General features: G+C 38.1%; 8 protein-coding genes and 1 riboswitch. All 8 genes read left to right on the forward strand.

Features of this window, described 5'->3' with window-relative positions; genetic code table 11:
• Nucleotides 1-198: 198 nt before the first annotated feature.
• On the forward strand, nt 199-2,226 hold the full coding sequence (locus tag FEZ08_RS05870; RefSeq protein WP_138190782.1) for an LPXTG cell wall anchor domain-containing protein: 2,028 nt from the start codon (nt 199-201) through the stop codon (nt 2,224-2,226).
• 282 nt (nt 2,227-2,508) lie between these two features.
• A complete protein-coding gene (locus tag FEZ08_RS05875; RefSeq protein ID WP_242003472.1) occupies nt 2,509-4,875 on the forward strand; it encodes an FtsK/SpoIIIE family DNA translocase in 2,367 nt (788 codons plus the stop codon).
• 60 nt (nt 4,876-4,935) lie between these two features.
• A riboswitch (purine riboswitch) is annotated at nt 4,936-5,037 on the forward strand.
• Between the two features lie 71 nt (nt 5,038-5,108).
• A complete protein-coding gene (locus FEZ08_RS05880) occupies nt 5,109-5,681 on the forward strand; it encodes a xanthine phosphoribosyltransferase (RefSeq protein WP_138190783.1) in 573 nt (190 codons plus the stop codon).
• A gap of 195 nt (nt 5,682-5,876) precedes the next feature.
• Nucleotides 5,877-6,923: a BMP family lipoprotein gene (locus FEZ08_RS05885; RefSeq protein WP_138190784.1), complete on the forward strand. Its 1,047-nt coding sequence runs from the start codon at nt 5,877-5,879 to the stop codon at nt 6,921-6,923.
• 157 nt (nt 6,924-7,080) lie between these two features.
• Nucleotides 7,081-8,604: an ABC transporter ATP-binding protein gene (locus tag FEZ08_RS05890; RefSeq protein WP_138190785.1), complete on the forward strand. Its 1,524-nt coding sequence runs from the start codon at nt 7,081-7,083 to the stop codon at nt 8,602-8,604.
• 1 nt (nt 8,605) lies between these two features.
• Entirely contained in the window at nt 8,606-9,688 is a 1,083-nt protein-coding gene (locus FEZ08_RS05895) for an ABC transporter permease (RefSeq protein WP_138190786.1), read from the forward strand.
• Nucleotides 9,678-10,652 (forward strand): ABC transporter permease, encoded by a 975-nt coding sequence (locus FEZ08_RS05900; RefSeq protein ID WP_138190787.1) that lies wholly within the window; start codon nt 9,678-9,680, stop codon nt 10,650-10,652. The genes FEZ08_RS05895 and FEZ08_RS05900 overlap by 11 nt, the downstream gene beginning before the upstream one ends.
• 151 nt (nt 10,653-10,803) lie before the next feature.
• A complete protein-coding gene (locus tag FEZ08_RS05905; RefSeq protein WP_138190788.1) occupies nt 10,804-13,188 on the forward strand; it encodes a cation-translocating P-type ATPase in 2,385 nt (794 codons plus the stop codon).
• Nucleotides 13,189-13,218: the final 30 nt, after the last annotated feature.

The raw sequence follows: 13,218 nt of genomic DNA on the forward strand, positions 1-13,218 counted from the left end.
AATAAAATAGTTCAGTATTTTCAAACCCCAGGTGTCTGTGTTTTTGACACTTGGGGTTGTTTTGTCAAAAGTATGAATAATTGATTCCCATTCCCAAATATTTATGTTAAAGTAAGTTGAAAATTTAAAAAGGGGGCCTTTTAAAATTAGCTACTATATATAATTTGAGATGAAATAGAAAAACGGGGGAAAATAATCGTGAAAAAAATTTATAAAGTACTTTTTACTATGCTGCTTATTGCTGGAATTTTTTCAGCTTTGGTAGTAAAAGCAAATGCTGTTATTGAAAATGGTGACAACATTTTCAGCAGTACAGGGAAATACAATGTTCAAACATTATCATCACTTTCAAGGGATATTTATGGAAATACCGTAAAATCTAATGAATTTAAACCAATTACATATACCAAATCAACCGCAACGGCTACAGTCGCAAAAGCTTACATGGGCTTTATTACTGAGTCATTTAATCGTGCGAGTTTTGCACGTCATTATGCATCAATCATTCCGCCATATGATTATTATTCGGTTGATTATTCAAATAATGGCGGTGCAACGAAAACCAATGTCGGAACTCAGGCAATTGACCGTTCAAATAGTGATTTTGAAAAAATAGTCACGCCACCTGCAGGTTATGAGTTAACTCATTCAGACGCTTATTATCAAATGATTGATGTTACTGATATAGTAAATCAAAATGGTTCTGGCAACTATTATCTAAATGGCGCCAATGCATCAACAACTGGATTTACCCAAATGGGTGTCGTTTTTATGATTGTCATTGAAGAGGATGCTAGTTTTCCGTTGCGATATACGGCAATAAATGATTTCTTTTATTCAAATGATGCTGATAAGAATGAATTGCTTGAATATACAGTAAATCTACCAAAAGAATATACTTTCGTTGAAAATTCGCCAATTAGCATTCATAATTTGGCTACGACGATGGACTATTCAGTAAGTGGAGCAGAAGATAAAGTAACCGGATATGTTCAGCAATTTACTGATGGAATCGCAAATGGTAGTGAAGAAATGTTGCTTAATTCGCAAGTTCCGGGTCCAGATGTTTTAAATACTAGCCTGACACACAGTCCGGATCGCTTCTTTAATGCAATGTCATGGAATAAATCAACTTTTCAGTCAAAAACAAATATTGATGGTTTAGCATTTAAACTTGATGTTAGACCTGCTCCTGGTACCGGGCCAATGAATAAAACCGAAGTAGCTGCATTTAATGTCATTTCTGCTGATGTTGTAAAAGATGTTGAATTAGTAAAAACGGTTGATAAAGCTAATGCTCAACCAGGTGATGAATTAACTTACACATTAAATGTTGCTAATGATAGTGGCTTTACAGTCTATGATTACCAAGTAAGTGATATCCTTCAGGATTTGAATAAAGTAAACTATAAACTTGAATCTATTACTGTTGATGGCGTTGCTCAAACTGATGCTATTGATGGCGATCAGGCTAATTTCACTAACGGTAAGTTGACCGTTGACTATGCAAACTTACAAAATGGTCAAAAAAGTCAGATAATTTTCAAAGTAATTGTTCAAGAAGCAGCAATTGGCACAACGATTACTAATACTGCCTCAATTCAAGACACCACAGACCCGACAACGATTCGAGAGACTGACCCAGTCACAACAGATGTTATTGGCGTTGAACAAGCGTCAGTAATCAAAACAGTGGATAAAGCAACGGCTAAACCAGATGAGTTACTAACTTACACAATTACTGTTGCCAACACAGGACAAATAGATTTAAAGAATTATGTTATGACCGATGTGTTGCAAGACTTAAATAAAGTTGAGTATATTATTGATTCGATCAGTGTTGATGGCACTGCTCAAACTGATGCTATTGATACTGATAACACAAGTTATGTAGCCGGAACTATTGCAGTGAAATACCCGGAATTATCAGTTGGTCAAACTAGTACTATTACCTTTAAAGTGAAGGTGCTAAAAGGTGCTGAAAATTCAACTATTGAGAATATGGCTTCAATTGGTAATCCGGAGAGCCGGACACCAGAAATTATTACACCACCAGTTGAAACCAAAGTTCCGGGAAATGCTCCTGAACCTAAGTCTGACTCAAATAACAATACGCCATTACTGCCAATTACTGGTTCTAATAACTTCGAAATTCTGACTTTTGGAATCCTATTTTTGACTTTTGCTGGATACCTTATGTATAAAGCGCGAAAAAAGTTATTTTAAAAGTTATTGTATTTTTTCGATAAGACATTAGTATAAAAGAAAATATGGCAAGTCCTCAGGACTTGCCATGTTAAAATTTTTAGGAACTTAAACGTGGGTCAGAGTTGGAAGCAACTCGTCTTCGGTCGGATTGGTTGTAATTGAATAGGTGAAAAAGCTGACACCGAAAACTATTTTTCAAGGCCACGGAAGTACCTTCTCATTTACTAGATATAGAGATTGAGCCGCTGAATAGTGGCTTTTCTTTTTGGTATTTTTTTGCTATAATTGGGAAGAGATTATATGAAGAAAGATGGTATGTTGCGCATGGCGGGAAAATCCAAGCGTTTGAGCAAAAAACAAAAAAATCATTTATTTATTGAGATTATTGGTATCTTGCTGATCGGGTTTACAGTTTTATGTATTTTGGGGGAATTTGGCTGGACTGGTGTTTTTGGTGATTTCTTAATTCGAGCTATTGCATTTGCAGCCGGGTTTTTACGCTTTTTTGTTTATATTGTGTTATTATGGCTGGCTTTTCATTTGATTAAGAATCGTGAATTGCCACAGATGAGTTTAAAATATTTAGGCGCCGGACTGATTATTTTTTCTGTTCTGGTGTTTTGTTCTTTTGATTATACTACGGCGACATTTAATGATTACTTAACTCGTTTTTTTGCTGAGTTGAGTAAAACGCCGCTGCCAATATTGCCGCTCGGCGGCGGCATTATTGGCGTCAGTGTATTTGTGGCTTTAAACCAAATCGTTTCAAGTGCAGGGACATATGTAATTGTTGTAGCTTTATTCTTCATTGGATTAATTTTATTTTTACGACGTTCAGTTTATGATTTCTTTGAGCATTCAGCTAAAAAGACACAAGAACAGTTAGTGCAGGTAAAGGATCGAATTGCTGAGTCAGCACAAAATCGTCGTGATGCTAAAGCGTTTGATATTGAAGAAAGCGAAGCTAATTATGATGATGTTGAAATTTATGATCCGCAAAGTGATTGGCCGGAATTAATTACTGAAAATGAACCGGTTGTTGAGGAATTTGAATTACTGGGAGAACATGGTGATTCATTTGATTTAATTGAACCGGATTTTGATGAAGAAGAATATGGTATTGATGCTGACCATCATGAGTATGCGGCAGCAGAAGCTATCGACTCAGCTACTCCGGAAAGTACTGATATTGAATGGCATGATGGTTCAGAATTACAAAGTGAGCAGGTTAATATGGATTTATATACTTTGCCGCCAATTCAATATTTAAAAAATGTGCCGAAGGCAAAAGGGAATACTGCTCATTCAGCAGCGCGCAATAATGCTGAACGTCTGCATCAAACTTTTGAAAGTTTTGGTATTAAAGCTCGTGTTACTAATATTAATATCGGGCCGGCTGTTACTCAATACGAAATTACATTGGAGCCAGGAGTGAAGGTGAGCCGGATTGCCGGGCTTTCTGATGATATTGCATTAGCGCTTGCAGCTAAAGGGATTCGGATTGAAGCACCAATTCCTGGAAAATCTGCTGTCGGTATTGAAGTGCCAAATGAAAGTATTCAAATGGTTGGCTTACGTGAAGTATTAGAGCCATCAATTCATGATTTAGAACAAAAGCTTTTAGTAGGGCTGGGGCGCGATATTGCCGGTGATGTTATTATGACTGCCTTAAATAAGGCGCCGCATTTGCTGGTTGCCGGAGCTACCGGTAGCGGTAAGAGTGTTTGTATCAATGGTATAATTACAAGTATTTTGATGCGAACTAAACCATCAGAAGTGAAGTTTTTGATGATTGATCCTAAGAAGGTTGAACTTAACGTATATAATGATATTCCGCATTTGTTGGCACCAGTTGTTACTGATCCGAAGAAAGCGGCAGTTGCTTTACGCAAAATTGTCGTTGAGATGGAAGAACGTTATGAAAAATTTGCCCGTGAAGGGGTTCGTAATCTTGAAGGCTTTAATGAATTACAAGTAGAAGAAGGCAATGTGCCGTTGCCATATATTGTTGTTATTATTGATGAGTTAGCAGACTTAATGGTTGTTGCTGCTAAGGACGTTGAGGATGCAATTATGCGTCTGGCACAAATGGCGCGGGCTGCCGGGATTCACATGATTGTAGCAACTCAGCGACCAAGTGTTGATGTTATCACCGGAGTTATTAAATCAAATATTCCTTCGCGGATTGCTTTTGCAGTTTCATCACAAATTGATTCAAGAACAATTTTAGACATGGGTGGTGCTGAGAAACTCGTAGGCCGCGGCGACATGCTTTATCTGCCTATGGGTGAATCTAAACCTATTCGGGTCCAAGGTGCATATGTTTCTGAACCTGAAATTGAGAAGGTAGTTAATTTTGTTAAGAAACAGCAGGCGGCAAATTTTGATGAGGCATTGACTCATTTAGAAGTGCAAGAAAGTGATAATAATGCTTTTGATGAAGTGGATAAAGATTTTGATGATGTAGTACAGTTTGTTATTGAAACCCAAAAAGCATCAGCATCATTGTTGCAAAGACGTTTCCGCTTCGGCTATAACCGGGCAGCACGAATTGTTGATCAGATGGAAGAACGAGGTATTGTTGGACCAAGTGAAGGCAGCAAACCGCGTCAAGTTTTTTATACTGATTATGATCAGTGGCTGGAAAGCCAAAATATTCAAAGCTAGTTTACTTTAGCAATGAAATTTGCTATACTAGTTCTTAATTAAATATGTTTCAAATGTTGATACATTTGAGTGGTATTACTTTGTATACTTCGATAATATGGTTCGAAAGGTCTCTAGCTGCTAACCTTGAATTAGCAGGCTACAAGGTTAAACGCATATACTTTTAAAAGGGTTATGCAGTTTTAGTTTGGAGACAACTAAAACTGCATTTTTTTTATATAAGGAGATAAGACATGGAATTATTAAAACAACGAATTGAAACTGACGGAATTGTTTTACATCCGGATATTTTAAAGGTAGATACTTTCTTAAATCATCAAATTGATGTAGCGCTTTTACAAGAAATCGGGGCAGAGTTTGCACGAATTTTTGCCGGTCAGGATATTAATAAGATTTTGACTGTTGAGAGTTCAGGAATTGCTTTTGCGGTTGCGACCTCGATGCAGATGGAAAATATTCCGGTAGTATTTGCCCGCAAGCAAACATCAAAAATTTTAAAAGATGATTTTTATGCTACACCAGTGCATTCATATACAAAAAATACAGAGTATAAGATGTGTATTGATAAAAGATTTTTAACCCAATCTGATCGAATATTGATTTTGGATGACTTTTTAGCCCATGGTCAGGCAGTGCTTGGTTTGATCCGATTAGCTGAAGCCGCAGGAGCGAAGGTCATCGGTGCGGGGATTGTCATCGAAAAGAGTTTTCAAAATGGTCGCTCGCTGATTGAAGAACATATTCCGGTTCATAGTTTGGCGAGAATCGAAAAGTTTGCTGATAATAAAGTATTTTTTGTCGAATAATCTGGGAAAACGTCCCACAAAATAAAGCGATTACATTTTTTTGAAAGCGTAATCAATAAAAATGGTTGTATTTGGTTTACATTCAGTTTGAAAGCCAGTATAATAAAAATGAAGATTATAGATAAGTTGCTATTTACTTCTTTTATAGTCTCAACAAAAGCCCTAATACAGGCTTAAATTTAGGAGGTATTTTCTATGAAGAAGCTATTTGCTTTACTTTCAACGGCTTTAGCTGTTACGGTACTGCTTGCAGGATGTTCTGGTGGAGGAACAACAACTGACGGATTAAATGTTGGTATGGTTACCGATACTGGTGGGGTTAATGATAAGTCATTCAACCAAGGAACTTATGAAGGTATCGAACGCTTTATTGAAGCTAACGGTGGAAAAGCAAGCTACATTGAGTCAAAAAGTGAGAATGATTTCATTCCTAACTTAAATGCAATGGCAGCTAAAAATGATGTTGTAGTTGCATCAGGATTCTTATTTGAAGAAGCGTTGAAAGACGCTACTGCTAAAAACCCTGATACAAAATTTGTTGGAATCGACGTTGCAATTGATGGTGTAAGTAACTTAAACTCAATTGTTTTCGCTGAAGAAGAAGCTGGATACCTTGCTGGTGTTACTGCTGCTTTAACAACAAAAACTGGTAAAATCGGATATATTGGTGGTATGGAAGTGCCTGCAGTTCAAAAATTCGGTTGGGGATTTGTTGCCGGAGCTTACGCGGTAAATCCTGATATCCAAATCACTTATGAATACAGCGGATCTTTCACTGACACTGCACTTGGTAAAACAAAAGCATCAGCAATGTTCCAATCTGGAATTGATATTATCTTTGCTGCTGCCGGAGGAACTGGTGTTGGTGTAATCAATGAAGGTAAAGAACGTGCTGAAGCTGGAGAAAACGTATGGGTTATCGGTGTTGACCGTGACCAATACGAAGATGGCGTTTATGGATCTGAAGGAAAATCAGTTATTTTAACTTCTGCAGTTAAAAAAGTTGATGTAGCTTCTGAAACAGCATTAAACGACATTAAAGCTGACAAATTCCAAGGTGGAGTTGTTACTCGTTTAACAATCGCTGACGATGCTGTTGGTTTACCTGCAGAAAATCCAAACGTTCCTGCAGATACTATGACTAAAGTAAATGAATACGTAGAAAAAGTTAAATCTGGAGAAGTTAAAGTTCCAGGTACAATTGAAGAAGTAAAAGTTTTCAAAGTAAACGGTACTTTATAAAAATAGCAATTATATGAAGGAAACGAGCAGGGAAGTAAGGCTAAGTTACTTTCCTGCTTTTTCTTTTTACAAAGAGACAGGTCTTTAGAATTCCCTTGCAAAACGCTTACAATTTTAGGTATAATAAAGGTACATATATATGAAAAGAGGTAATGATATGGCATACGCTATTGAGATGCTTAATATTCGTAAAGAATTTGCCGGCATCGTTGCAAATGACGATATTACCCTCAGAGTACAGCAAAATGAAATCCATGCACTATTGGGAGAAAATGGTGCAGGGAAGTCAACTTTGATGAGTGTGCTCTTTGGATTATATCAGCCGGAACAAGGTAAAATTTTGATCAACGAAAAAGAAGTAGCTATCACAAATCCGAATATTGCTAATGATTTAGGAATCGGAATGGTGCATCAGCATTTTAAATTAGTTGATAATTTTACAGTAACGCAGAATATTATTCTTGGTCGTGAAGCTACTAAAGGTGGCATTATCGATATCAAAAACTCGGCTAAGAAAATTGCTGAAATCTCAAAACAATATGGATTGGATGTAGATCCACATGCCAAAATCGAAGATATTAGCGTCGGGATGCAGCAACGTGTAGAGATCTTAAAGATGTTATACCGTGATGCAGACATCCTTATCTTTGATGAACCTACTGCAGTTTTGACACCGCAGGAGATTGAAGAGTTAATTAACATTATGAAACGTCTTCAAGCTGAAGGGAAAACAATCATTCTTATCACACATAAACTTCGGGAAATTAAGGCAGTGGCGAATCGTTGTACGGTTATTCGCCGCGGACGTTACATTGACACTGTTGATGTAGACAAAGTTAATGAAGCTGAATTGGCAACATTAATGGTTGGACATGAGGTAAGCTTTAAAGTTGATAAGGCTCCGGCAAATATCGGAGACACGGTATTAACAATTAAGGATCTTTGTGTAAAAGACAATCGTGATTATCAAAAAGTAAATAATTTAAGCCTGGAATTGAAAGAAGGCGAGATTCTTGGGATTGCCGGAGTTGATGGCAATGGCCAACAAGAATTTATTGAAGGCTTGGTTGGGCTTCGGCCAACAGTTAGTGGTGACATTAACTTCCTCGGCAAAGATTTAAATGCTATGTCAATTCGTAAAAGAACCCAATCTGGTATTGGGCATATTCCCGAAGACCGCCATAAACATGGATTGGTTTTAGATTTTGTTCTTTATGAAAATTATGCATTACAGGAATTTTATCGTTCACCATTCTCACATAATGGTATTTTAGATTATAAATACATGAAAGATTATGCTACCAAATTAGATAAAGACTTTGATGTACGTAGTGGTGAAGGAATTTATTCAATTGCACGTTCAATGTCTGGTGGGAATCAACAAAAAGCCATAGTTGCACGTGAAATTTCGCAATCACCAAAAATGTTGATTGCGGTACAACCGACTCGTGGTCTTGATGTAGGAGCAATTGAATTTATTCATAAGCAATTACTAGCTGAACGAGATAAAGGACATTCGATTTTACTTGTTTCGTTTGAGCTTGATGAAATTTTAAATTTAAGTGACCGCGTTGCAGTAATGTACGAAGGGTCAATTATTAAAACTGTTGATGCTGATAAAACCAATGCTAATGAGCTTGGCTTATTAATGGCTGGTGTCAATGAAGGAGGAGAAGCGTAATATGGATGCAAAAACAAAACGCTTAAATGCGATTATTACGCCGATTATCGCGGTTGTATTAGCATTTGCAATCGGTAGTATTTTTATCCTCATTTCAGGGCATAACCCAATTGAAGGATTTCTTGCTCTATTAGAAGTATTTTCTAATATTTATAATATTGGTGAGTGGTTCTCTACAGCTTCAATATTAATTTTAACTGGTACCGCAGTAGCGTTTGCATTCCGTACCGGAATGTTCAACATTGGTGCTGAAGGACAATTCATGATGGGTGCGATTACCGGTATTGCTGTCGGATCGATTCAAGGATTGCCAATATTTATCCATTTACCATTAACAATTATTGCAGCTGGTCTTGCTGGTGCTTTATGGGCCGGAATTCCAGGGATACTAAAAGCAGCTTTCAAAGTTCATGAGGTTGTAGTTTGTATCATGTTAAACTACATTGCATTATTCTTCAGTAACTTCTTAGTTGAGAACTGGCTGAAAAATCCTAATGCAACAGCACAAACTATTGCTATTGAGCCAAGTGCTTCATTATCAATGGGGTGGTTATCAGACATCTTTAATGGTGCTCGGGTAAACTTAGGTATTTTTATTGCTCTTGGAGCGGTTATCTTATTCTGGTTCTTAATTAAGAAAACAACATTTGGATATCAGTTACGGGCAGTTGGGTTAAACCAAGATGCAGCTAAATATGCTGGTATCAGTGTTAACCGTAATATTGTATTTTCAATGATGATTGCCGGTGCCTTCGCAGGTCTTGCCGGAGTTATCTATTCAAACGGAATCTTTACTTACATTACCTCAACAAGTGGTTTCTTAAGTTTTGGTATGGATGGTATTGCCGTTGCCTTGCTTGGAAACAGCACTCCGTTCGGAACCTTGCTTTCTGCATTATTGTTTAGTTTCTTGCAAGCAGGGGCTAAGACAATGCAAGTTAGTGCCGGAATTCCAGCAGAGATTGTATCTATTATTACCGCATTAATCATCTTCTTTGTAGCTTCTAGTTATGCAATTCAATTTGTATTAAGAAAACTCACAGAGAAAAAAGCTAAAAAAGGAGGTGCCCAAAATGCAGTTTGATTTCGGAACATTTCAACAATTATTAGTTATTTTAATTCCAACAACACTTGCGGTTTCGGCGCCAATCATTATTACCGCAATCGGTGGCTTATACAGTGAACGTTCCGGTGTTGTTAACATCGGGCTTGAAGGTATGATGGTTATTGGTGCTTTCACTTGTGCTTTGACAATTCTAGGATTAGAAAAGTCTTTAGGCATCTGGGCAGTTGTTATCGCACTTGTGCTTTCAGCAATTGCCGGAGCAATTTTAGCATTATTCCATGCCTTTGCTTCAATTTCAATGCGTGCAAACCAAATTATTAGTGGTACAGCTATTAATATCATGGGTCTTGCCGGTGCGTTGTATGCATGTCGTGTTCTTTTCAACAGTAAAGAAACCGAGGCAATTGGCGTATCTGTTACTAAATTTGGGGTGCCATTCTTAAAAGATATTCCGTTCATCGGACCAATCTTATTTGATAGCTGGTACCCAACAATGTTTATTGTAATTGGCGTTGTATTATTTACTTGGTATTTATTGTACTATCGTCCGTTCGGGTACCATTTACGTGCCTGCGGTGAGCACCCTGGTGCAGCAGATTCAATGGGTATCAATGTAACTAAAATGCGTTATATCGGCGTTATCATTTCCGGAGTTCTTGCCGGACTTGGTGGTGCATTAGTTGTATTAACTATTTCAACTAAATTCTCTGAATTAACAATTGCCGGAATGGGCTTCTTGGCTCTAGCTGCATTGGTGTTCGGAAAATGGAATCCGTTTGGAGTCCTGGGAGCCGGGTTATTCTTTGGATTAACTAAAACACTGGGGATTATCTTCCCGGTAGTATTCCCGGATTTAAACATTCCTAATGTAGTATTCCAAATATTCCCTTATGTGATGACAATACTGGCATTAGTCTTGTTCTCGCGAAAATCGGCAGGTCCAAAAGCTGCCGGAGTTGTTTACGACAAGGGAAGTCGTTAAAAAGTTCAAAAAGATTGCTCTGTCGGAGCAATCTTTTTTTATATTACAAATTTGTTCGCTAAAAGATAACGAATCAGGTTTGGTATTTGCTTTTAATCCTGTATAATAGAATTATATTGATTATTTAAGACTTAAGGAGTATTATCGGCTCATGGATAAACAAGAAAAAATTGTACATTTAGAAACCGATATAGTAACAGGATTAACTTCAGCTCAGGTTGAAGCGAAGATTGCTGCTAATCAAACCAATAAAACCGTTGATGTTCCCAGTCGAACAATCGGCGATATTATAAAAACCAATACGTTAACGTTATTTAATGCCTTGAATGCGATTTTGGCAATATTGGTTATTATTGCCGGGCAGCCAAGAAATGCCTTGTTTGCTTTCGTTATTGTAGCCAATACTTTTATTGGTATTTTTCAAGAGTTACGAGCTAAGTACACATTAGAAAAATTATCAGTGCTGAATACTTTTCAAGTGCCGGTAGTTCGCGATAGCGAGGTTGTAACCATTGATACTGATGCAATTGTATTAGATGATGTTATGAAATTAAGTACCGGTATGCAGATTGCAGTTGATGCAATTGTTCGCAGCGGTGAAATTGAAGTGGATGAATCATTATTAACCGGGGAAGCTGATCCGGTTTTAAAACACGTTGGTGAAGAATTACTATCAGGTAGTTTTGTTGTATCGGGCAGTTGTGATGCTCAGGCAATTCGTGTTGCTCAAGATATGTATGCCAGTAAATTATCGGCGGAGGCAAAACGCTTCTCGATGGTTGATTCAGAGTTGCGCAAATCAGTGAATCAAATTATTAAGATTGTTACTTATTTGATTTTGCCAGTTGGGGCGATGCTGATGTTTACCCAGCTCTTCTTTAACAATGGTACTTGGCAAGATGCTCTGGTTGGTGCGGTAGGTGGCATCATTGGTATGATTCCTGAGGGATTAGTGCTGCTAACGAGTGTTGCTTTAATGGTCGGGGTTATTCGCTTGGCTCAAAAGAAAACTTTAGTTCAAGAGATGCCGGCAATTGAGATGTTGGCCCGCGTTGATGTACTTTGTCTTGATAAAACCGGAACTATTACTGAGGGTAATTTAAATCTTGCAGAGATTGAATTGACCGGCGATAAAGATAAAATGAAAATTGATGATGCGCTGGCAGTATTAACCAGAACATTACCGGCAGCAAACCCGACACAGCTGGCGATTTATGACTATTACCAAGAAGCACCAAGTTGGGAAGTGACTGATACTGTAGCATTCTCTTCAGCACGAAAGTGGAGTGCTGCCAGCTTCAAAAATGAAGGTACATGGATTCTGGGGGCACCGGAGATGGTTCTTGGCAGTAATTATAGTTTATTCCAGGAGAAGGTTGAAGAACAAGCGCGGCTGGGCCGGCGTGTTCTTGTACTTGCTTATAGTGATGAAATAATTAAAGATGAACTGTTACCAGCGGATACAAAAGCAGAAGCATTCATTATGCTTGAAGATATTATTCGTGATCATGCTAATCAAACGCTGGCATATTTTGCCTCGCAAGGGGTGACGCTAAAGGTTATTTCCGGTGATAATCCAGTAACTGTTGCCGCAGTTGCAAAACGGGCCGGACTTGAAGGGGCAGAGCACTATTTAGATGCCAGAACCTTGCCGGATGATATTGAAAGTTTGCAAGAAATTGTTGCTAACACCACTGTTTTTGGGCGGGTTTCACCACAACAAAAACAAAAGTTAGTACAAGCGTTACAAGCAAACGGACATACAGTTGCCATGACCGGTGATGGTGTTAATGATGTATTAGCATTAAAAGAGTCGGATTGTGGGATTGCTATGGCGAACGGGAGCGAAGCAACCCGGTCGGTGGCACAGTTGGTGCTGTTGAACTCGGACTTTGCTTCACTACCGCAAGTTGTATCTGAGGGACGCCGGGTTATTAATAACATTGAGCGTGTTTCAAGCTTGTATCTGGTAAAAACTTTATATTCAATAATTCTTTCAGTAGTATTTACTATATTGCTAAAACCATATCCATTCTTGCCATTACAACTGACTTTAATTGGTTCAGTGGCAACCGGTATTCCGTCGTTCTTCTTAGCGTTGGCACCGAATGATGAACGGGTAACCGGCGGTTTCTTGCGCAAGGTTGCGCAAGATACAATTCCCGGCGGAATTGCCGTAGCAATCGGAACATTGATTATTTATGGTTTATCATCTTTTGTGCATTATGATGTTGAACAGCGACGGACGATGGCAATTCTTGTTGCCGGGGGCGTGCAGTTAGTTGTCTTATTACGAGTGGCGCGTCCATGGAAAGCTTGGAATTTGGCACTTGTCGGCATTATGATTGTTGCGTTCTTTGCGACGTTCTTCTTACCGGTTATTTCGGCAATATTCTATTTCGTACCAATGAACTGGTTTGATTATTTAATCGGTGGGGTATTAATTATTGCTTCATGGTGGTTTATGAATTTTGTCCAATGGATGATGCATATAGTCTACGATTGGTGGCTGACTATTCGGAGGAAAGAAAGTTAAAAACTGCGCTCTAGAGAGCGCAGTTTTTTT

The sequence above is a fragment of the Culicoidibacter larvae genome, assembly GCF_005771635.1.
Classification (GTDB): Bacteria; Bacillota_I; Bacilli_A; order Culicoidibacterales; family Culicoidibacteraceae; genus Culicoidibacter; species Culicoidibacter larvae.